Origin of the sequence: Mycobacteroides chelonae, assembly GCF_016767715.1 — a bacterium.
Taxonomy (GTDB): Bacteria; Actinomycetota; Actinomycetes; order Mycobacteriales; family Mycobacteriaceae; genus Mycobacterium; species Mycobacterium gwanakae.
Map to the genome: position 1 here is coordinate 1523852 of NZ_CP050145.1, position 20530 is coordinate 1544381.

Genomic DNA, 20530 nt, shown 5'->3' on the forward strand with positions numbered 1-20530 from the left:
CGTGTCCAGACGAGAAGACGGCAGACAAGACGACGAACTGCGCCCGGTGACCATTACGCGGGGATTCACTTCGCACCCGGCGGGTTCGGTACTCATCGAGTTCGGTCAGACGCGGGTGATGTGCACCGCCAGCGCCACCGAGGGTGTGCCGCGCTGGCGCAAGGGTTCTGGACTGGGTTGGCTGACAGCCGAATACGCGATGCTGCCGGCCTCTACCCATACCCGCAGCGACCGTGAATCGGTCAAGGGGCGCGTAGGTGGCCGTACTCAGGAGATCAGCCGCTTGATCGGGCGTTCTCTTCGTGCGTGTATCGACTTGTCGGCATTGGGGGAGAACACCATTGCCATCGATTGTGATGTGCTGCAGGCCGACGGCGGGACTCGCACCGCGGCGATCACCGGTGCGTATGTAGCGCTCGCCGATGCGGTGACGTACCTGGCCGCGCACGGCAAGCTCGCCGATGATGAGCCACTGTCGTGTGCGATCGCCGCCGTGAGTGTTGGCGTGGTGGACGGCCGGGTGCGCGTAGACCTTCCCTACGAAGAGGATTCGCGCGCCGAGGTGGACATGAACGTGGTGGCCACCGACACGGGTACGTTGGTGGAGGTTCAGGGCACCGGTGAGGGCGCCACCTTCCCGCGTACGACGCTGGACAAGCTGCTTGACGCCGCCGTCGGCGCCGCCGAGGAACTGTTCGTTCTGCAGAAGGAAGCATTAGCCCTGCCGTATCCGGGTGTCCTGCCGGAGGCGCCACAGAAGAAGGCGTTCGGTTCGAAGTAGGCGGGGGCCATGAAAATACTTGTCGCCAGCCGTAACCCGAAGAAGCTCGCGGAGTTACATCGGGTGCTCGAGTCGTCAGGGATTACCGGGGTCGAACTGGTTTCGCTCGCCGACGTGCCTGAATACGAGGAAGTGCCAGAGACGGGCGCCAGCTTTGAGGACAACGCGCTCATCAAGGCGCGTGAGGGCGCACAACAGACCGGATTAGCCTGCGTCGCCGACGATTCCGGGCTTGCGGTAGATGCGCTGAACTGGATGCCCGGTGTGCTGTCTGCGCGCTGGGCGGGGCGGCACGGAGATGACGCTGCCAACACCGCACTGTTGCTCGCGCAGCTCTCCGATGTGCCTGACGAGCGCCGCGGTGCGGCATTCGTATCGGCGTGTGCGCTGGTGACTCCGGACGGCGAAGAGGTCGTCGTAGAGGGGCGCTGGAAGGGCTCGGTCGCGCGCGAACCCGCGGGGCAGAACGGCTTCGGCTACGACCCGATCTTCGTGCCGCGCGGCGGTCTGCGGACCGCAGCGGAAATGACGCCCGAAGAGAAGGATGCGGTATCGCATCGCGGACGGGCGCTGGCGGCGCTGCTCCCGATGCTGCGCAACCTGGTTAACCTCGGCCGGACCGCGCCGTAGTCTCCCCGGGGAGCAGCCCCCGCATTAGGGGGCTGCTCGCGGGGGTCAGGGCAGCAGGATCACCTTTCCGCGGGCATGGCCCGTCTGGACGTACTCATGGGCCTGGCGCGCTTCGGCCAACGGATAGATGCGATCGATGGTGACCTTGAGTTCGCCATTGCCCGCAAGGCGAATCAGCTCAGGGCGGGCGGCCAGACGGATCTCCGTGCCCGCATCGGCACCGGGGCCGCCGCCCAGTGCTTTGAAGCCATCGGTTGCGGCACGGCCGAATCCGGCGATCGTGGCGATACGGTCCTTGTCGGCAACGAGTGCCAATGAGACGTCGGCGGCTTCATCGGTGCCGACCAGATCGAGGGCTGCATCGACGGAGCCGATTGAGCTGACACGGTCTTGCAGTCCGGGGCCGTATTCGACCGGGATCGCTCCGTAGCCACGAAGCTGTTCGTGGCGGGCAGCGCTGGCGGTGGCGATCACGGTTGCACCGCGGGCCTTGGCGAGCTGGGTGGCCAACAGTCCCACGCCGCCCGCGGCACCGTGAATCAGAACAGTGTCCCCTTCGGTGACATTGGTGGCTTCCAATAGGTGGACCGCGGTCTGCCCGGTGAGCAGGAATCCGGCGGCCTCGTTGAAGGACAGACTCGCGGGCTTCTTGAACACCTGGTCTGCGGTGGTGACGATCTGGTTGGCGTAGCCACCGATCTGCCCCGCGGCGATGACGTCGTCACCGGGTTGGAACCCGTCGACACCCGGGCCGACGGCGGCGACAGTTCCAGAGATCTCGAGGCCGAGGCGCATGGGGATTGCGGCCGGGTCGGTGCCGAAGGCTCCCGAATACAGCTTCCAGTCGATGGGATTAACGCCGGCGGCTTTGACGTCGATGAGCACTTGGCCGTCGGCGGGGCCATCGATCGGCACCTCGCGGAACTCGAGTACATCGGATGCGCCATAGGCAGTGGCGACAACTGCATGTGTGGTGGTCATACCGCTATCAAAGTCGCATCGTCATGTCAGTATTCCTGACATTGGATATTTCTTTCGGCTAGATGCCGAACTGCTCCTTGACCTGCTTGGTGCGGTAATGCTCGACGATGAAACCGAGCAGCGGGATCGTGCCCGCGAGCAGCGTGCCGGCGGTGCGTGGCCACGGCCAGCGCACCTTGATGGCCAGATCGGTGGTGAAGATCAGGTACACGAAGTAGATCCACCCGTGCACGATGCCGATCCAGCTCGGCGGATGCGGTACGTGCTCAATGTATTTGAGCCACATTTCCCAGCAGAGGGCAATCAGCCACACACCGGTGGTCCAGGCCAGGATCCGGTAGCGCCACAGGGCGCCACGGATTTTCTCGACCGGCGTAGTCACGGCGGGCGTCTGGGGTGTGGCTTCGGGCTCGGTCACGGGGCAGGCTTCCTATCTTCTTCGGCCAGGGCGGCGAGGTAGGCGTTGTAGTCGGTCAGTGTGCGGTCGGCGGGATCCGGCTTCGCGGCGGCAGGGCGCTCAGGAAGCAGGCCCTCCGGTATTTCGGTCACCCGGTCGCTGGGCGGCGGGGGCGGGCCCTCGTCCTCGTACTGCACGAAGCGGCGATAAGCCCAAATCACGAACGCCGCGAAAAGCGGCCACTGCAGGGCGTAGCCGAGGTTCTGGCCATCGCCGGTCACCGACTCGAATCGCTGGAACTGCCAGTAGGCCAGGCCCAGGAACGCGAGCGCACTGACGCCGACCAGCACGATGAGTGCCGGTCTCCGACGCCGTGTAGTGGACACCTCCTGACGGTACCGCGTGAGGTGGGGGCGGATGCCAACGCCCCTGGTCAGCGCTTCGGTCCGATGAACTCGTCGAGACGCGCGGTGGCAGCTTTGCGGTAGACGGAGACGACGTAGGTGGTCGATCGAGTCCAGGGGATGTCGAGGCTGTCGAGGGCTGCGGTGAAGAGGCCGAGGATGTCTTCCGAGCGGTTGGTGAAGTGATAGCGGATGCTGGCGACTCCGCGATCGTTGGCGACCACCCGACAGCCGTCGCTGTGAATCAGACCCCGGGCGAAATCCTCGGTGGCGTGATCGACGAGGTCCTGCTGCCAGGGCTCGAGGGCGATCTTGCGACTGTGCTTGCGGCCGGGGCCATGCTGAGGAAAGAGACAGGGCCAGTGTTTGGAGTAGTGAGAGACCTGCACACATCCCTTGGGGCACTGAACGATCGCGGCCTGCTGTCCAGGCATCAAGGCGTCGATGGCGACTCGGCACCGCTCGATGATGAGCGGATACTTGTGGTCCAAGGTGATCCTGAGACGCCAGCACCGTCTGTCCAGTGAGATGCACCCATCGCCCAGATAAAGGCCTAGGAGGTAGGCGTAGCTCTCTGCATGCAGCGAAGACCGTTCGTGAGCTACCCCACAGGCTGTCGAGTTGATAGATGCCCTCACTAGGACTCCAGGCCGGCGGCGCCAGTCTCTCACCGTCGGTCGAGGTATCCCTGTTTGACGTGCGATGGCACAGTCGTTCATCCCGGTCTCGATGAGTCGTTGGACTCGGCAAAACTCGTCTGCAGATCGCAAAGGGACTCCTCGAGGCGATTTGTGTTCGAACGTAACGAGGGCCTCTGACACCGAGGAGGTACGATCGGAACTCTGCGGGCGTGGCGAAATGGCAGCCGCGCGGGCTTTAGGTGCCCGTGTTCGTAAGAACGTGTGGGTTCGAGTCCCTCCGCCCGCACCAGAGATTCAGTGGGACCCGGTGCGCTCTCCGCGCGCCCGTAGACTTGAAATCGTGGTTCGCGCTGACGGTTTGCTTGATATCGACGATTGTCTGAATGCCGACGGAAACGTCGAACTGCCGCCCGGCACCACGCTGATATCCCTCATCGAGCGCAACATCAGGAACGTCGGGGACACCGTCGCCTATCGCTATCTGGACTTCACCACCTCCGAGGACGGCACCCGTATCGAGCTCACGTGGTCGCAGCTCGGGGTGCGTCTGAACGCGGTAGCCGCGACGCTGCAACGCCACATCGAACGTGGTGATCGGGTCGCCATTCTGGCTCCACAGGGTCTGGACTATGTCGTCGGATTCTTCTCGGCGATCAAGGCCGGCGCCATCGCGGTGCCGCTCTTCGCTCCCGAGTTGCCCGGCCACGCCGAGCGTCTGGATACCGCCCTCACGGACTGCAGGCCCACGGTGGTCCTGACGACCGCCCGCGCGCGTACGGTTGTCGAAGACTTCCTCAAAGAACGGGACACTCGCATCCTCGTCATCGACGAGATCCCCGATGAAGCGGGCGAGACCTTCGAGTACGTGCATCTTGTGGATGACGACATCTCGCATCTGCAGTACACCTCGGGTGCGACTCGACCTCCGGTCGGCGTGGAAATCACGCACCGCGCCGTCGGTGTCAATCTGACGCAGATGATCCTGTCGATCGACCTGCTGGATCGAAACACGCACGGCTGCAGCTGGTTACCGCTCTATCACGATATGGGTTTGTCCATGATCGGCTTTCCGACGGTCTATGGTGGTCACTCCACCCTCATGTCGCCGACGGCCTTCATCCGTCGGCCACAACGCTGGATCAAGGCGCTCTCCGACGGCTGCAAGGAAGGCCGCGTCATCACCGCCGCACCCAATTTCGCGTACGAGTACACCGCACAGCGCGGTGTGCCGAAGGACGGTGCGGACATCGACCTGGGCAACGTAGTGATGATCATCGGTTCCGAGCCGGTCAGCATCGATGCCATCCGCACCTTTGAAAAGGCCTTTGCGCCCTTCGGATTACCGTCGACCGCGTTCAAGCCCTCCTACGGCATTGCCGAGGCCGTCCTGTTTATTTCCAACATCGCACCGGATGCCGAACCCTCCGTCGTATACCTCGATCGTGCGCAGCTCGCCGAGGGCCGCGCGGTATCGACCGCTGTCGATGCACCCAACACCACTGTCCATGTGTCCTGTGGCCAACTCGCCCGCAGCTTGTCAGGTGTGATCGTCGATCCAGGGACGGGCAACGAGCTTCCGGACGGTCATGTCGGGGAAATCTGGTTGCAGGGCAACAATGTTGGCCGCGGGTATTGGGCACGTCCGGACGAGAGTGCGAGGACGTTCCACGCCCGGCTCGGTGAGACGCTCGCCAAAAGCCATGCTGACAAGTCCAATATGGACGGCGACTGGTTGCGCACCGGCGATATGGGTTTCTATCTCGACGGTGAGTTGTACGTCACCGGGCGCATGGTCGACCACGTCACTATCGATGGCCGGTCCTATTACCCGCAGGATATCGAGGTCACCGTCGCGGACGCGTCGCCCATCGTGCGCCGCGGATACGTCACCGCCTTCACCATCGACGATGGTCTGGTGGTTGTCGCCGAGCGTGCCTCGCGGACGGCCAAGGCTGACCCGCAGGAAGCCGCCGACGCGGTCCGCGAGGCGGTCCGCAGCCACTACGGCCTGGAGCTCTGCGACGTGCGCCTGCTCCCGGCGGGAGCCATCCCGCGCACCACCAGCGGAAAACTGGCGCGACGGGCTTGCCGCCGCCAGTACCTGGACGGCACCCTGGGTGTTCACGGGGATCTCAGCTAACTCATTTGCCTCATTTGTCCCACGTCAGCGAGCCCATTCGCCACGCCTTCGTCAGCCCGGTAGGTTTTCCGGGCCGGTGGCTACGACAGCTACTGGGCCAGGGGACACGCGCTAGCAATGTGATGGAGGTGTGCGATGACTGACCTGACGATCGAAGAGCTGTTCGCGCACAACGACGACGTGCAGAAATCCCGGGCGGTCAGGCTATTGGCCGCTAAGAATCTGGCGCCGTACATCACGCTCATGGAGCGCCACCTGGACCGCAGTGCGAAGGTGTCCGAACCCCAGCTGGTGGCCAAACTGGACCGGGATCTTCACGCGGTCGGACTGGGGGAGCAGTCTGGACTCGCCCTCATCAAGAGCTGGGCAAGTGACGGCTGGTTGCACCGCGCGTCGGATGGCGCCGGTCCCGACGCCGAGAACGTCTGCTCGTTGACCGAGGACGCACGCAGTGCGCTGGCCTTCGTCCGGCGACTGCGTCGTGCCGACAGCGTCGCCACCGGCGGGTCCATCGCGGGCATCGCGGCGGGCCTCAAGCGGGTCGCGACTCAACTGGATGGCGACCCGTCGCGGCTGCGTGCCGATATCGAGGCTCAGATCGCCGAGTTGCAGAGCTACTTGCACGCGATCGACGACGGATACCGTCCCGAGCCGGACATCGTTGATCTCGAGGATGAAACCCGGGCCATCGCCTATCAGATGGAGCAGGTGATCACCGACATCGTGCGCTACGGCAGCATGCAGAACGAGATCACCGCCGGACTCATCGACGCGGCGGAGGACTCCGACTCCGGGTTCCGCGACCGTGCACGACGGATGTTCGCCGACTACGACGCCCTGTTCGACTCCCGCGAACGCGCCTCGTACGCCGCCTTTACACGCACCATCCAGGACCCAGACCAACGTGCCGCCCTGCGCAGCGATATCGCCTGTGTCGCTGAGGGATTACCTGAGCTAGACCCGGGTTTGCGTGATGTCATGAAGAACTTCTTCAAGCTGGTTTCCCAGCAGATCGCGGAAGTCTCCCGCATCGAGCAGCGCTGTGCGCAACGTATCCGGCGATTCTTCGCCGCCGGCACCACGGAGCAGGCGCGTGGCCGTGCGCGGCAGCTCAACGATGCCCTGGCCGCCGGGCACGCGCTGCTCAAGGTGTCCACCGCGGATTCCCCGATTGACGCCGAACTACCAATTGGCCGCTCTGCGGCGGCGTCCATCGGTGCCCTGTCATTCACCATCAAGAACACGGCGCCGCCGGTGCTGGCTCAGGAAGCGCCATCGGGCCCCTTGGACTTGAGTGGATTCTCGGCATTGGCGACCCAGGTGGACATGGCCGCACTGGCCGAGACGGTGAACAGAGCTGTTGTCGGTGGCCCAGTTTCCCTGCCCGACATGATTTCTCATGTCGACGCACCGTATCTGGGTGACGTGATCGTGCTGTGGTCGCTGGCCCTAAAGCAGGACAACACCCTTGATCGCGAGTCGGTCAAGGTGAAGTTCCGGTCCCTGGATGGACAGGACCGGGTGATGGAGGTACCTCAGTTGATGTTCCGTGAACCGGTGTTGGCAACCCTCGAAGAGGAGGGGGCGGCACTGTGACGACAACGCCCCTGGGAAACATCAACTTTGACGATCTGCCGGGTGTCGAGCCGGATGCCTCGGCACCCAGAACCGTCAAGGGGCCACGGTTCGACGGCGACACGAGCGAGCTGACCGACAAGGCATGCTGGGCGTTGCAGAACCTGGTGGCCCGGCGCTATCTGAGCAAGGACGGCCAGCCGGAGTTGTGGGCATCGATGATGGAGCACCGCAAGGTGCTGGCCTCGCGTTTGTCCGAATTGGACCTGCGGCTACGAGTTTTCGACGATCTTGAGGTCGCCTACGCCGAACCGGCTCCCTTGGAGAACCCCAGCGCGTACGGCGCCCGGGTGTTGCGCCGCGAACCCCTGGGCACGTATGCCTCGATCGTTGCGCTGCACCTTGCCAAGATCGCGAGGACCGCGCACGACGAGCAGGTACTGGTCAGCCGCGACGATATCCATGAGCTGTTCGCCAATGTCAGCCACGACATCGACCGCGATGAAGCGATGCTGCGCGACCGCGTCGACGAAGCCATCAAACGCCTGTCGAAGGCCGAGATCCTGCAGCGCACTCGCGACGACGAGCACAGCTACACCATCAGCCCCGTCATCAACGCGCTGATGTCCGCGCAGATGATCGAGGCGTTGCAACGCCAATACGAACAGCTGCAGCGTGGCGGTGCCGCCCCAGAAGACTCCACCGACGACGAAGAAGATGGCGATACCGATGACGATGAATGAGGGCCTACCCGGCAGGCCGGGTGATTCAGCCACCCAGCAGTTCTGGCTGTCCCGACTGCAGGTCATCAACTGGGGTGTCTTCGACGGGTACCACACCATCGAGTTCAGCCGCCGCGGTACACTGATCACCGGCTCCTCCGGAAGCGGTAAATCTTCCCTGCTGGACGCGATTTCGCTGGCATTTCTGTCCTCGAACCGCCGTAACTTCAACGCGTCAAGCGATACCACTGCGGCCGGCTCGAGTATGGGCAAGCGCACCGTCGACAAGTATGTGCGCGGTCTGTGGGGTGAGCTGAAGAACCCGGGGGAGCGGCCAACGCAGATGTTCCTGCGCGGTAAGGGTGCGGCATGGTCGGCGATCGCGGTCACCTATTCAGGCACCGATGGTCGCGTGATCACCGGCCTCGTTCTCAAATGGCTTGCGCCGGGATCAGATTCGGATTCCTCGAGCCGCTATTACCTGATCGACGCCGATGCCGATATTCGCGACCTGTGTAATGCCTGGGCGAGTAAGGGATATTCGGCTGCGGTTTTCGATGGCGCGGGCTGGCGTGGACACAAGAGTGAACGCTGGTATTTGGAACAGCTCTACGCCGCCGTTGGCATCCAAGGTTCCTCGGCAGCCCAGCAGCTCTTGGGTAAGGCCAAGTCGCTCAAAAGCGTTGGTGGCCTGGAACAGTTCGTCCGCGAGTACATGCTCGACGAGCCCGAGTCCATGGCCGCGATCTCCGAGGCCCTGGGGCAGATCACCCCGTTGGTGGACGCGCGTGCCGCACTGGCGGTCGCGCAGCGCCAGCGTCAGACGCTTGGCGATATCGAACAGATTCAGCAGACGTACGCCAGCGACGCGGCGCAGCTGGCCACCGTCGACGTGGTGGACCACCACACCGTCCGTGACTACGTTGATCAGCAGCGGCTGGCGCTGGCCGGTCCGGAGATCGACCTGTTGGACACCGAGATCACTCGGCTCGGCGGTGAATGCGACGAAATCCAGTCGCGCCAGGACATTCTCACCGGCGAGCGGGACAAGCTGCTCGGCCGGATCGCCGCCGCCGACAGCAATCTCGCACCGCTCAAGAGTGAACTCGCTCATGCGCGGGCCCGGGCCGAGGAGGTGTCGCGCCGCCGTACCGCGTACGACAGCGCCCTGTGGGACCTCGGCCACGACGAAGACGTCGAATCCGCTGAGGAATTCGAAGCCATGCGGGTCGAGAGCCTGCGCGCAGTCACCCGGATCAATGCGGAACTCGAAGCGGGTCATGACGCCTATGTGATGGCGGCCGGCGCCTTGTCGACAGCGCGCGATCAGCTGCGGGCTGCTTCCTCCGAGCTCAAGCGCGTTGAACATGTCGGTACCTCGGTGCCTCCTGACGAGGACCGCATGCGTGGGGAAATCGCGGCGGCGCTGGGTCTTACCGCCAAGGAGCTGCCCTACGTCTGCGAATTGATGGATCTGCGCCCAGGCCAGGAACGGTGGCGCAGATCGGTGGAGAAGGTGCTGCGGTCTACCGGTCTGTGCCTGCTGGTGCCCGATCAGCACCACCGGCAGGTGCTGCGATACGTCAACGAGAACCCGATGCGCGGCTACCTGCAGATGGAGCGGGTGATCCCTTCCGGCGCGCCGCGGCGTGCCGAGCCGGGCACCCTCGCCGACTGCCTGCGCCTGACCAACCCCAATCACGAATGCGCCAGTGCTGCAATGAATCTGGTGGCGGCTGTGGGCGATTACGTGCTGGTTGACACACCCGACGAGTTCAGCAAGCACCGCCGGGCGGTCACCGATCAGGGCCTGCGCAAGGACGGCGACCGGCGCGCGGTCAAGGATGACCGGCGCGAGCTGCGTGCATCCCAGTACATCTATCAGGGCAACGCAGGCGACAAGCGCGCCGCGCTCTCCGATGATGTGGTCGAGGCGCAGCAGGCCGTTGGTGACGCCGAGAAGTTCATCGGCGAGATGGACACCAAACGTGAGGAACTGCGCTCGGAGGTGGTGCGGTGGTCCAAGCTGCACAGCCAATACGAGTACTGGAGCCAGATCGATACCGATTCGGCTGAAGCCGCCGTGGCACGGCTTCAGGACCAGTACGACGCGATGCTGGAGGCCAACCCCGACCTCACCGGACTGCAGCAGCAGGCCGATTCCTATCTCGATGAGATCAAGAAACTCTCCGAACGTATCGGTGCGCTCAGAAGGCAAGAATCCGAACACGATTCGCGCCGCACGAGACTGCTGGATCTGTTGGACAATTTGAACCCGCGCGAGGTGGGCGGGCACACCCGATCGGGTATCGAAGCCTATGTTCCGCAGCTGTCGTCAAGCCTGGATGTGCTGGAGCCGGACACCTACCGGTTGGAGCTGTGGCGTCAGATCGAGAAGGACCAGTCGGTGCTGCGGGAAAGTGTCACCCGTTCACGCAACGAGCTGAACCGGATCCTCAACGCCTACGACCGGGACTTCCCGGATTCGATTCCCAACGACAGTGAGAACTTCGACGAGAAGATCCACGATTACGTCGCCTTGTGCCGCCGAATCGACGAGCGCGACCTACCGGCCGCCTACGAGCAGATGCTGCGACTCATCACCGAGCAGGCGCCCACCGCAGTCCTGCGGTTGCATCAGCTCGCCGAGGAGGAGGCGCACCGCATCACCGACCAGATCGACCGGGTCAATAGCGGTTTGGGCTCGGTGGAGTTCAACAGGGGAACCCGGTTGACCTTGCGTGCCGAGCCCAAGGCGCTTGAGGCGGTGGGCGAGCTCAACGAGCGGGCCCGGCGGATTTCGGGACGGGCCGTTGCGGTTTCCATGGGAGACGAGAAGGCCATCCACGACCAGTACCAGGACATCCTGCAACTGCGGAATCTACTGGCGGCGGAGACCCCCGAGGCCAGGCAATGGACGCGCGACGCGTTGGATGTGCGTAACCGCTTCGTGTTGTACTGCGAGGAGCGCGACGCCGCCACCGGCGAGGCGATTCGCACCTACAGCAATGCGGGTGCGAATTCCGGTGGGGAGCAAGAGAAGCTGATGGCGTTCTGCCTCGCCGGTGCGCTGAGCTTCAACCTCGCCAACCCCGAAACCGGCGACAATCGGCCGGTCTTTGCGCAGCTGATGCTCGACGAGGCATTCTCGAAGTCCGATCCGCAGTTCGCGCAGCAGGCGCTATCGGCGTTCCGTAAGTTCGGGTTCCAGTTGGTGATCGTTGCGACCGTGCAGAACACGACCACCATCCAGCCCTACATCGACAGCGTGGTCATGGTGTCCAAGCCCGACGGCCCGGGAGTTCGGCCGGTCGCCTCGACGCGCACGGTGCCTATCGGGGAGCTCGGTGACGTGCGGAAGGCAGTCAACGCCCGCTGATCGGTGGATCTTCAGCGGCCGACGAACTCGGCGGTGGTTCGGGTCAGGAAGGCCTGCACGCCCAGCGCCGCGTCCTCGGTGGTGAAGAGTTCCCGGATGGTGGGCACCAGCTGCGTCTCGGCAGCGGCTTCGCCCTCGCGTATCGCCGAGCGGGCGTTGCGCAGGGTGGCCTGCACACCCAGCGGTGCCTGTCGCGAGATCGTCTGCGCGATGGCGATCGCCTTATCGACGTGCGCGCCGGCAGCCACGACCTCCTGCACGATTCCGATGCGGTGAGCCTCGGCGGCGTCGAAGGTGTCGGCCGTCAACATCCATCGCATCGCGTTACCCCAGCCAGCGGCTCGCGGGAAACGAATAGTGGCACCGCCGAACGGGTAAATCCCTCGATTGATTTCGAGCTGCGCGAAGGTCGCTGTCTCATCCGCGATCACAATATCGCCGGCGAGTGCGAGCTCGATGCCCAGTGTGAGGACCTTGCCATGTACCGCGACAACCAGTGGCTTGGATAGTTGTGTGCCATCGACCTGCCATGGATTAATCCCGCCCTCGGGTGTCAGGGAGGCACCGCTTTGAATCTCTGCGGCCACACTCGCCAGGTCCAGACCGGCGGTGAACATCGTGCCCTCGCCGTACAGGACGGCAGCCCGTAGCTCCGCATCCGTCTCGAACTCGCCGAATGCCAGAGACAACTCCTGGAGCATGGTCTTATCGAACGCGTTGCGCTTGGCAGGCCGGTTCAGGCCGATGACCAGGACATATCCGTCGCGCCGGATGCTCAGGGTTTCGTACTCAGACATTGACTTCTCCGTGTCGGTAGCGGATTATGTAGAGCAGCATACATAGACCTGTGCGCCCCGGGAAGGACGACGATTGAGCACCCCGCGTGAACGAATGGTCGCCTCGGCCGCCCTGCTGATTCGTGAGCGCGGGGCACACGCGACGGCCATCTCCGATGTACTCGAACACAGCGGGGCGCCGCGCGGCTCGGCGTATCACTACTTTCCCGGCGGTCGCACTCAATTGCTGGGTGAAGCGGTGGATCTGGCGGGGGAGTACATCGCCGGGATGATCGACGCCACACCCTCAGGGGTGGAGGCCCTGGACAGGCTTGTCGCGTCCTATCGGAAGCAATTGGTGCGCAGCGATTTCCGGGCTGGGTGTCCCGTTGTGGCAGTCGCGGTAGAGGCCGGAGACCCGGAGAGCCCTGCCAGTAATCAAAAGCTTATCGAACACTCGGCTGCGGTCTTCCAGCGTTGGATCGGCCTCATCGCCGAAAAGCTCGCCGCCGCCGGAGTCCCCCGCGAGCGGGCCGACGAGCTGGCCATGCTGATGACAACCTCTTTGGAGGGGGCAATCATCGTCGCGCGATCCACTCACGACATCACACCAATCGATGTGGTGCATAAGCAATTACGCACGCTTATCGAGGAGGCTTTGTCATGAACACCACCAATTGGTTACCCACCGCCTGCATCCTGTGTGAGTGCAACTGCGGCATCGTGGTGCAGACCGAGGGGCGCACACTTGCCAAGATTCGCGGCGACAAGGACCACCCCGCGAGCAAGGGATACACCTGCAACAAGGCATTGCGCCTGGATCACTACCAGAACAATGCCGATCGACTGACCTCACCGATGCGCCGCCGACCCGACGGTACCTATGAGGAAATCGATTGGGATACGGCCATTGTCGAGATCGCCGAGGGCTTCAAGCACATCCGTGACAGCTATGGCGGAGACAAGATCTTTTATTACGGTGGGGGCGGTCAGGGCAATCACCTGGGTGGGGCCTATAGCGGTGCCTTCCTGAAGGCCATCGGATCCAAGTACCGCTCTAACGCGCTGGCACAGGAGAAGACGGGCGAGGCCTGGATCGACAAGAACTTGTACGGCGGGCACACCCGCGGTGAGTTCGAGCACGCCGAGGTGTCGGTCTTCGTTGGTAAGAACCCCTGGATGTCGCAGAGCTTCCCGCGGGCGCGAGTGGTGCTCAACGAGATCGCCAAGGATCCGCAACGGTCGATGATCGTCATCGACCCGGTCATCACCGACACCGCCAAGATGGCCGACTTCCACCTGCGAGTGCGCCCCGGCGCCGACGCCTGGTGCCTTGCGGCACTGGCCGCGGTACTGGTGCAGGAAAATCTCTGTGACGAAGCTTTTCTCGCGGCACATGTCAACGGCACCGAGGAGGTTCGCGATGCCTTGCGTGCGGTACCGATCGACGACTATGCGCAGCGCTGCGGCGTGGCGGCAGACCTCATTCGCGCGGCGGCGCGCCGGATAGCCGCTGCCGAGAGCGTGGCGGTCTTCGAAGACCTCGGGATTCAGCAGGCGCCCAACAGCACGCTCAGTTCCTATCTGAACAAGATGCTATGGATCCTCACCGGAAGCTTCGCCAAACGCGGTGGACAACATCTGCATTCGTGGATGGCGCCGCTCATGGGTGGTTTCTTCGGCAACACCCCGGTGACCGGGGCCCGCATCATCGGGGGCCTGGTGCCGTCCAACGTCATTCCCGACGAGATCCTCACCGATCATCCCGACCGGTTCCGTGCGATGGTTGTCGAGAGCAGCAATCCCGCGCATTCCCTTGCGGATTCGGCCCGATGCAAGGAGGCCTTCCAGGCCCTGGAGCTGCTCGTCGTCGTCGACGTGGCGATGACCGAAACGGCCCGCCTCGCTCACTATGTGCTGCCTGCTGCCACCCAGTTCGAGAAGGTAGAAGCAACATTTTTCAACCTGGAGTTCCCGCACAACACTTTTCAGCTGCGGCACCCGCTGCTGGAACCCGAGCCAGGAACCTTGCCCGAGCCGGAGATCTGGGCGCGATTGGTCCGGGCATTGGGAGTGGTCGACGATGCGGACTTGCAGCCGCTGCGTGATGCTGCCGCACAGGGTCGGGATGCCTACCTGCAGGCGTTCTTCGCGGTGCTGGCCAATCCGGCACTCGGCCCGCTGGCTCCGTACATCCTGTACGAGACCCTCGGTCCGACCCTGCCCAAGGGGCTGGAGGGTGCCGCCGCGCTGTGGGGTCTGGCGCAGAAGGCGATGATGACTTATCCGCAGGCGGTGGCACGGGCGGGCCACTCGGACGGCAACGCGCTCTTCGATGCCATATTGAACAGCCCATCGGGCGTGACTTTCACCGTTCACGAGTACGAAGATGACTTCGCACTGATCACGCATGCGGATCACAAGATTGCCCTCGCAATCCCCGAAATGCTGGACGAAATTAGAGGATTGGCCTCGAGACCGGCGCAGCTGACGACTCCGGAGTTTCCGATTGTGTTGTCGGCGGGCGAGCGACGGGCGTACACCGCCAACGACATCCTGCGCAATCCGTCCTGGCGTAAACGTGATCAACAGGGCGCACTGCGGATAAGCCAGGAGGATGCCCAACAGCTCGGCATAGCCGACGGTGATCGGGTGCGCATCTCCACGGCGGCGGGTAGCGCGGAGGCCACCGTCGAGATCAGCGACATGATGCAGGCAGGTCATGCCTCACTCCCGAACGGATTCGGCCTCGACTACACCGACGAGTCCGGTGAAACGCACGTGCCGGGCGTGGCACCGAACGTCCTGACCTCCTCTGCCTGGCGTGACGAGTACGCGGGTACCCCGTGGCATAAGCATGTTCCCGCGCGCTTGGACACGTTGACCGCCGCCCTCTAACGCACCCGAGTGAGATACCTCCGGACGGTCTCCTCGGATTCGGTCATGACGCCGATGTATCCGTCTGGGCGCACCAAGATGAAGGTCGACGCGGTGATGTCGTAATCGGTCGACGGCGTGACGGGCGCTACCTGCACGTCAGGGATATCGGTGGCCCGGCCGTCCGCTGTGAGGAGCGTGAAGTGTGTACCCCGGAGCACGTCGAAGAGTCGACGGCCTTCCGGCAATAGTGCATCGGGAGCCCGGTCGCCGGCCCGTAACGTGCCGGGGGCGGGCCGGTCGTCGACGGCCAGTGAGCTCTGCCGATACGTGATATCCATCTGATGGAGCTGTGGTGCAGGGTCATTCGACGGTTCGAAGTTGCGATGATGCAGATCCGTGCTCATCCCCAGTACCGATGCGGCTACCGGCATCCGCTCCTCTTCGTACGTTTCCAGCAGACACTCGGGACCGCCCGCGATGACTGCCGCCAGCTTCCAGCCCAAGTTGTAGGCATCCTGCACGCTGGTGTTCAGACCCTGGCCGCCCGCCGAGGAGTGCACATGAGCGGCATCACCGGCCAGAAACACCCGGCCCTCCCGGAACCTGTCCACCATCCGCGTATTTACCCGATACCGCGATATCCACCGGAGATCATGCAGCACAATGTCTTCGCGTCCGGACCGCTCGACCAGGAGAGCCTGCACCGCCTCAAGGGTCGGTGGGGGAACGTCGTCGGCGGCCATGCTCGCGACAAACTGGTAATGGTCACTGTTCGGCAGATTCCATAGCGAGAAGCGTTCCGATACCTGACCGCCCCGTGTCATCACGTGACAGAACTCGCCGTCTAGGCCGTCGGCACGGACATCACCGATCAGTGTCCGTTCGCTTTTGAAGGTTTCTCCGGCGAAACCGACGCCGAGAACCTTGCGTACCGTGCTCCGCCCGCCGTCGGTGCCAACGAGGTATGAGGATCGTATCCGGTCGGGAGTCCCGTCCCGCATTACCGTGACTGTGACCCCGTCAATATTCTGATCGAAACCCGTTACTTCACAATTGAATTCAACGTCGCCACCGAGTTCACGCAATCGGTTGAGCAGGATCTCATCGGTGCGCCATTGCGGCACCATCCAGAAGCCCGGGTAGGGAACCCCCGGTCCCGACGGAATCTCCGATCCCAGCATCTCCATCAGCGTGCGCTCGGCCACTATCTCGCGTCCGGCATAGATACGGAATGACGGCATCTTCATGCCACCGGACTGGATCGCGTCGGCAACTCCCAGGTCGTCGAACACCTCTTGGGTGCGCGGCGACAAACCCTTGCCGCGAGAGCCCGGAAACAGGCCGGGCGCCTTCTCCAACACTCGGCACCCAATGCCGCGTCGCGATAATTCGCAGGCCAGCGTCAGGCCCGTGGGGCCCGCCCCTGCAATCACCACGGTCATGAAACTCCGCCCCGAACAAGCACGATCAGCACATCGTCGACGAGCCGACGGATGAAGGTGCCGTCCACCGTCGCTCTCATGGTCAGCCGATGTGTGAGCATTGCCTCGGCGACATCGTGGATCAGCTCGCGGTCGACATCGGCGCGCGCCTCGCCCCGCGGAATCGCTCGGGACAATGGCGCATCGAAGGGGGACAGGCCCGGATCGGTCAGGTGCCTGTTGATGGCGTCGGCCAACTCCGCGTCATGCTCCATGGCACGCATGAGGTCTGTGTACAGGGTCGGCGGTATCGACGCGGTCTTGCGGCGCAGCATGTCCAGTGTTGCAATGAGGTCGCCCCGCAGCGAGCCGGTATCGGGAACCTGGTCGTTGCAGCTCGCGTCGTGAGCATCGAGTGCGGCTTTGACCAGTTCGGCCTTGTTGCTCCACCTGCGGTAGATGGTCGTCTTGCTGGCATGCGCCTGTGCGGCGACGGAATCGATGGTGAAACGTTCGTATCCGTCAGCTACCAGCACCCGCAGGGCGGTATCGAGTATCGCCGCGGTGCGCGCTTCGCCTCGTGGCACCATGACATTAAGTGTACGTCAATCGTACACTTAATGTCATTCCTTTAGGACTGCCTCGAAGGCCACGCGGTCACCCCGGAAGAGTGAGCGCACGCATTCGATCGGTCGTCCGTCGGTGTCGAGCGTGCGTCGGTGCAGAAGGAGCATGGGCATAGCTGTCGAGGTGTCCAGAAGTGATGCCTCGCGTGGTGATGCGAGCACCGTTTCGATGCGCTCGACGGCACTGCCGAACCCGACTCCCAGTTCGCGTATGGCCTCGTACAGCGAGGTGCCGGGATCGAAAGTGTTGCGCAATGAGCCGAACCGCGATTTGGGTAGATAGGTGCTTTCCAGCCCGAGCTTGGCACCATCGGCCAGCAGTACGCGTTCCAGGTGCATCACCGTCGAGGAGTTCCGGATGCCGAGGTCCCGGCATAGGTCCGGGTCTCCGGTGATGTCCTCCCAGGTGACCAGCAGTCGCCCGGGGGTTCGGCCCTGGCTCTGGGCGCCCTCGGTGTATGACCGTAACGATAAAGGCTGCACCAGCTTCGGCGCAGATACCACGGTTCCTCGTCCGCGTCGCTCGATGCGCCCTTCCATGAGCAGCTCGTGCAGCGCCTGGCGGACGGTCTCGCGTGACACCTCGAATCGTTCGGCGAGATCGCGCTCGGGCGGAACTGAATCTCCTTCGCTCAGTGCCGAAAGGATGTGGTCGAGTTCGGTGCGTACGCGGTAATGCTTGGGAAGTCGCACGTCAGAAGTCATGCCGTGTCACCACCTTTCGGGCCAGTGCGAGCACGTGGGGAATGGAAAGCCCCTTGGCCCCGGGAATCTTCGCTCCATCGTCGAACCGGCGCAGCCGGAGTGCATCGGGCCACCACGGGTGCTCACTCCATCTGCTATCTGCGCCGGCTCCGCCCTGGCTGGCCAGCGATGCCACGGATGCGGCGGACAGATGCGACGCGTAGTCGGAATCGGTCAGCGCGAGGTACCGCTTGGCCGCGACGTGCGAACCGGCAAGCCACCCAACCCGTTTCCCGAGGCGAGGGGTAAGCCATTCACGCGCGATGGAGTCGTGTCGGTGGTCGGCGGCGGGGCCGAGGAGCGGACTGTGCCCGATGTCGTGCAGAACCGATGCGAGCAGCAGCTCATCGTCCGCGCGGTCGGCGTGGGCGAGGTATCCGGCCTGCAGGGCATGGTCGAGCTCGTCGACGGCCTCCTCGTCCCATATCCCGCGCAGTGACATCAGCACTGCTTCGAGTTCATCGACGGTGTCCACGGACTGAGCGTACGCCAAATTGGTCTATACCAATTGTTCATACTGTGTTCGCCCCCGCGTTCTTGATTGGTCTAGACCAATGCGAAACGCTGGTGGCATGCGAGTGGTGGTTGTTGGTGGCGGGATTCTGGGAACGGCCCATGCGTGGGCTGCGATTGAGCGCGGACACCACGTGGTGCAGCTGGAACGTGAATCCGAAGCCCGTGGGGCCACCGTCCGGAATTTCGGCCTGGTGTGGGTTTCCGGCAGGTCGCCCCGAGAACTGGAGGTCGCACAACGGTCTCGGGATCTCTGGCAGGGGATCGCGAAATCGGTTCCGGGTACCGGCTTCCGGGCAATCGGATCGCTTACCTTATTGCAGACACAGGAAGAGGTGGCTGTCGCCGAAGAGGTGATGGCGCGCTCCGATGCCGGTGCGCGTGGATTCACGCTGCTCGACCCGGAGGCTGTCCAGCGGTGTAACCCCGCACTACGCGGAAAGTTCCTCGCCGGGCTGCATTGCGCTCGGGACGGCGCCGTCGAGTCACGCGTGGCGCTGCCGGCCATGCGGTTACACCTCAAGGAGACGGGGCGGTACTCCTTCCGGCCCGGCGCGGAGGCCCGGTCGGTCGACGCCACATCCGACGGAGTCTCGGTTCGTGCTGACGACGGTGAGGTGTACCGCGCGGATGCGGTCGTCATGTGTGCCGGGGCGGCGCACGGCGGACTGGTGCGAGAGTTACTGGGCGACTTCCCGGTTCGCCGGGTGCGGTTGCAGATGATGCAGACCGCCTCACTCGGTGAGGAGCTGACCACGGCGATCGCGGACGGAGACAGCCTGCGTTATTACCCGGCATTCGCCGGTGATGCGCTCGACGCCCTGAATGCCGTGCAGCTTCAGGAACCGACGGCTGCCGAGTACAAGATGCAGCTGCTGTGCGTGCAAAGACTGCACGGCGGACTGACAATCGGGGACACCCACGAGTACACCGAACCCTTCGCCTTCGACGTTGACGAGGCTCCGTACCGGCACCTCATCAACAGGGCCGAGGAACTGTTGGGGCGCAAGCTCCCTCCAGTGGTGCGGCGGTGGGCGGGTGTCTACTCCCAATGCGCCGACCCGAACGAGATCGTCTATCGGCGCGAGGCGGCGCCCGGGGTGTGGGTGGTGACGGGCCCCGGCGGGCGCGGGATGACCCTCGGTCCGGCCATCGGTGCGGACACAGCTGACCTGATGAACCTCTAGTACAGACGACCCCAGGAAAGGGAAAACGATGTCCGATATTCCTATTCGTCTTGCCGTGCTCGACATGGCCGGCACCACGGTCGCCGATGGTGGATTGGTGCTCAAGGCATTCGAGACGGCGGCTACCGCCGGTGGTATCGAGGAGGTGGGTCCTGAACGTGATCGCGCCCGTCAGTACGTCATCGACACCATGGGGCAATCGAAGATCGCCGTGTTCCGCCATCTACTCGGCGACGAGGACAGGGCTCAACATGCGAACCGGACCTTCGAGGACGCGTACGACAGGCTCATCGGAGACGGTCATGCCAGGCCGATTGACGGTGCGGTGGAGGCTATTTCGACGCTCAGAAAAGCCGGCGTCAAAGTCGCGCTCACAACGGGCTTCAGCGCCTCCACCAAGGAGAAGCTACTGGCGGCGCTGGGATGGGCCGACATCGCAGACTTGACACTGGCGCCTTCGGAGGCCGGGAGGGGCAGGCCCTACCCGGACCTGGTGCTGACGTCCGTGCTTCGTCTGGAAGTCAATGATGTTCGCGAGGTCGCGGTCCTGGGCGACACCTCGAGCGATGTGTTGGCCGGTCATCGCGCCGGCGCGCAGATTGTCGCCGGGACACTGACCGGCGCTCATGATGCCGCCCAGCTCAGCACCGCGCAGCCTACGCACATCGTGCACTCGGTGGGAGATTTTGCCGACATCGTCCTGCATCGAATCTGAAAGAGCAGGACATGAAAA

The 20530-nt window shown here is 63.7% G+C and carries 19 protein-coding genes and 1 tRNA gene; 11 read left to right on the forward strand and 9 right to left on the reverse strand.

Translation table 11 applies throughout. The annotated features are described in order from the left end of the window. Nucleotide 1 precedes the first annotated feature (1 nt). Both rph and rdgB read left to right on the forward strand, forming a co-directional pair. Nucleotides 2–781 (forward strand): ribonuclease PH, encoded by a 780-nt coding sequence (gene rph / locus HBA99_RS07545; protein WP_030094934.1) that lies wholly within the window; start codon nucleotides 2–4, stop codon nucleotides 779–781. Between the two features lie 9 nt (nucleotides 782–790). Continuing rightward, the gene (rdgB, locus tag HBA99_RS07550; RefSeq protein ID WP_030094935.1) at nucleotides 791–1411 is read left to right on the forward strand and encodes an RdgB/HAM1 family non-canonical purine NTP pyrophosphatase; all 621 of its coding nucleotides are present in this window, start codon (nucleotides 791–793) and stop codon (nucleotides 1409–1411) included. Between the two features lie 45 nt (nucleotides 1412–1456). Here the strand turns inward: rdgB and HBA99_RS07555 are convergent, their stop codons facing one another. From HBA99_RS07555 to HBA99_RS07570, 4 genes are read right to left on the reverse strand one after another with little or no spacing between them, the layout of a single operon-like run. Continuing rightward, entirely contained in the window at nucleotides 1457–2392 is a 936-nt protein-coding gene (locus HBA99_RS07555; RefSeq protein ID WP_070951314.1) for an NADP-dependent oxidoreductase, read from the reverse strand. 58 nt (nucleotides 2393–2450) lie between these two features. Next, nucleotides 2451–2810, reverse strand: coding sequence for a DUF3817 domain-containing protein (locus tag HBA99_RS07560; protein WP_030094937.1), 360 nt, complete (start codon nucleotides 2808–2810; stop codon nucleotides 2451–2453). Next, nucleotides 2807–3175 carry a hypothetical protein gene (locus HBA99_RS07565; RefSeq protein WP_075907736.1) on the reverse strand — a complete coding sequence of 123 codons (369 nt, stop codon included), beginning with the start codon at nucleotides 3173–3175 and terminating at the stop codon, nucleotides 2807–2809. Before HBA99_RS07565 ends, HBA99_RS07560 begins: the two co-directional genes overlap by 4 nt. A 47-nt stretch (nucleotides 3176–3222) precedes the next feature. Continuing rightward, a complete protein-coding gene (locus HBA99_RS07570; protein ID WP_234797158.1) occupies nucleotides 3223–3684 on the reverse strand; it encodes a hypothetical protein in 462 nt (153 codons plus the stop codon). Between the two features lie 353 nt (nucleotides 3685–4037). Here HBA99_RS07570 and HBA99_RS07575 point away from each other — a divergent pair. The 5 genes from HBA99_RS07575 to HBA99_RS07595 all read left to right on the forward strand — a co-directional run bounded on the left by HBA99_RS07575 (nucleotide 4038) and on the right by HBA99_RS07595 (nucleotide 11650). Further along, nucleotides 4038–4123 (forward strand) — tRNA-Leu (locus HBA99_RS07575). Nucleotides 4124–4174: 51 nt separating this feature from the next. Beyond that, a complete protein-coding gene (locus tag HBA99_RS07580; RefSeq protein ID WP_070951313.1) occupies nucleotides 4175–5974 on the forward strand; it encodes a fatty acyl-AMP ligase in 1800 nt (599 codons plus the stop codon). A 135-nt stretch (nucleotides 5975–6109) separates the two neighbouring features. Further along, a complete protein-coding gene (locus HBA99_RS07585; RefSeq protein ID WP_070951312.1) occupies nucleotides 6110–7570 on the forward strand; it encodes a DUF3375 domain-containing protein in 1461 nt (486 codons plus the stop codon). Further along, on the forward strand, nucleotides 7567–8292 hold the full coding sequence (locus tag HBA99_RS07590; RefSeq protein ID WP_030094942.1) for a DUF4194 domain-containing protein: 726 nt from the start codon (nucleotides 7567–7569) through the stop codon (nucleotides 8290–8292). The genes HBA99_RS07585 and HBA99_RS07590 overlap by 4 nt, the downstream gene beginning before the upstream one ends. Next, complete coding sequence (locus HBA99_RS07595; protein WP_070916412.1) at nucleotides 8285–11650, forward strand: ATP-binding protein; 3366 nt, start codon at nucleotides 8285–8287, stop codon at nucleotides 11648–11650. Before HBA99_RS07590 ends, HBA99_RS07595 begins: the two co-directional genes overlap by 8 nt. An 11-nt stretch (nucleotides 11651–11661) precedes the next feature. Here the strand turns inward: HBA99_RS07595 and HBA99_RS07600 are convergent, their stop codons facing one another. Further along, on the reverse strand, nucleotides 11662–12447 hold the full coding sequence (locus HBA99_RS07600; RefSeq protein WP_030094944.1) for a crotonase/enoyl-CoA hydratase family protein: 786 nt from the start codon (nucleotides 12445–12447) through the stop codon (nucleotides 11662–11664). A 73-nt stretch (nucleotides 12448–12520) separates the two neighbouring features. On the opposite strand from HBA99_RS07600, the gene HBA99_RS07605 reads away from it, so the two are divergent. Both HBA99_RS07605 and HBA99_RS07610 read left to right on the forward strand, forming a co-directional pair. Further along, on the forward strand, nucleotides 12521–13093 hold the full coding sequence (locus tag HBA99_RS07605; protein WP_057969335.1) for a TetR/AcrR family transcriptional regulator: 573 nt from the start codon (nucleotides 12521–12523) through the stop codon (nucleotides 13091–13093). Beyond that, entirely contained in the window at nucleotides 13090–15324 is a 2235-nt protein-coding gene (locus HBA99_RS07610) for a molybdopterin-dependent oxidoreductase (protein ID WP_070922549.1), read from the forward strand. Before HBA99_RS07605 ends, HBA99_RS07610 begins: the two co-directional genes overlap by 4 nt. Here the strand turns inward: HBA99_RS07610 and HBA99_RS07615 are convergent. The 4 genes from HBA99_RS07615 to HBA99_RS07630 are packed head-to-tail and all read right to left on the reverse strand — an operon-like array spanning nucleotide 15321 to nucleotide 18572. Then, nucleotides 15321–16748, reverse strand: coding sequence for an FAD-dependent monooxygenase (locus HBA99_RS07615; protein ID WP_070931088.1), 1428 nt, complete (start codon nucleotides 16746–16748; stop codon nucleotides 15321–15323). The genes HBA99_RS07610 and HBA99_RS07615 overlap by 4 nt on opposite strands. Further along, a complete protein-coding gene (locus tag HBA99_RS07620) occupies nucleotides 16745–17317 on the reverse strand; it encodes a TetR/AcrR family transcriptional regulator (protein ID WP_070922547.1) in 573 nt (190 codons plus the stop codon). Before HBA99_RS07620 ends, HBA99_RS07615 begins: the two co-directional genes overlap by 4 nt. A gap of 33 nt (nucleotides 17318–17350) precedes the next feature. Further along, nucleotides 17351–18058: a GntR family transcriptional regulator gene (locus HBA99_RS07625; protein WP_070931089.1), complete on the reverse strand. Its 708-nt coding sequence runs from the start codon at nucleotides 18056–18058 to the stop codon at nucleotides 17351–17353. Beyond that, nucleotides 18048–18572, reverse strand: coding sequence for an HD domain-containing protein (locus tag HBA99_RS07630; RefSeq protein ID WP_165610946.1), 525 nt, complete (start codon nucleotides 18570–18572; stop codon nucleotides 18048–18050). The genes HBA99_RS07625 and HBA99_RS07630 overlap by 11 nt, the downstream gene beginning before the upstream one ends. 97 nt (nucleotides 18573–18669) lie before the next feature. Between HBA99_RS07630 and HBA99_RS07635 the strand changes: the two genes are divergently transcribed. Both HBA99_RS07635 and HBA99_RS07640 read left to right on the forward strand, forming a co-directional pair. Next, the gene (locus HBA99_RS07635) at nucleotides 18670–19797 is read left to right on the forward strand and encodes a TIGR03364 family FAD-dependent oxidoreductase (RefSeq protein WP_070931090.1); all 1128 of its coding nucleotides are present in this window, start codon (nucleotides 18670–18672) and stop codon (nucleotides 19795–19797) included. 28 nt (nucleotides 19798–19825) lie between these two features. Beyond that, a complete protein-coding gene (locus tag HBA99_RS07640) occupies nucleotides 19826–20512 on the forward strand; it encodes a phosphonatase-like hydrolase (RefSeq protein WP_057969330.1) in 687 nt (228 codons plus the stop codon). The last annotated feature ends 18 nt before the right edge of the window (nucleotides 20513–20530 follow it).

What these genes read in the sequence shown, in the direction of transcription:
- HBA99_RS07620 (WP_070922547.1), bottom strand. Translation starts at nt 17,317, where the DNA reads ATGGTGCCACGAGGCGAAGCGCGCACCGCGGCGATACTCGATACCGCC.
- HBA99_RS07640 (WP_057969330.1), top strand. Translation starts at nt 19,826, where the DNA reads ATGTCCGATATTCCTATTCGTCTTGCCGTGCTCGACATGGCCGGCACC.
- HBA99_RS07555 (WP_070951314.1), bottom strand. Translation starts at nt 2,392, where the DNA reads ATGACCACCACACATGCAGTTGTCGCCACTGCCTATGGCGCATCCGAT.
- rdgB (WP_030094935.1), top strand. Translation starts at nt 791, where the DNA reads ATGAAAATACTTGTCGCCAGCCGTAACCCGAAGAAGCTCGCGGAGTTA.
- HBA99_RS07635 (WP_070931090.1), top strand. Translation starts at nt 18,670, where the DNA reads ATGCGAGTGGTGGTTGTTGGTGGCGGGATTCTGGGAACGGCCCATGCG.
- HBA99_RS07615 (WP_070931088.1), bottom strand. Translation starts at nt 16,748, where the DNA reads ATGACCGTGGTGATTGCAGGGGCGGGCCCCACGGGCCTGACGCTGGCC.
- HBA99_RS07600 (WP_030094944.1), bottom strand. Translation starts at nt 12,447, where the DNA reads ATGTCTGAGTACGAAACCCTGAGCATCCGGCGCGACGGATATGTCCTG.
- HBA99_RS07625 (WP_070931089.1), bottom strand. Translation starts at nt 18,058, where the DNA reads ATGACTTCTGACGTGCGACTTCCCAAGCATTACCGCGTACGCACCGAA.
- HBA99_RS07595 (WP_070916412.1), top strand. Translation starts at nt 8,285, where the DNA reads ATGAATGAGGGCCTACCCGGCAGGCCGGGTGATTCAGCCACCCAGCAG.
- HBA99_RS07610 (WP_070922549.1), top strand. Translation starts at nt 13,090, where the DNA reads ATGAACACCACCAATTGGTTACCCACCGCCTGCATCCTGTGTGAGTGC.
- HBA99_RS07585 (WP_070951312.1), top strand. Translation starts at nt 6,110, where the DNA reads ATGACTGACCTGACGATCGAAGAGCTGTTCGCGCACAACGACGACGTG.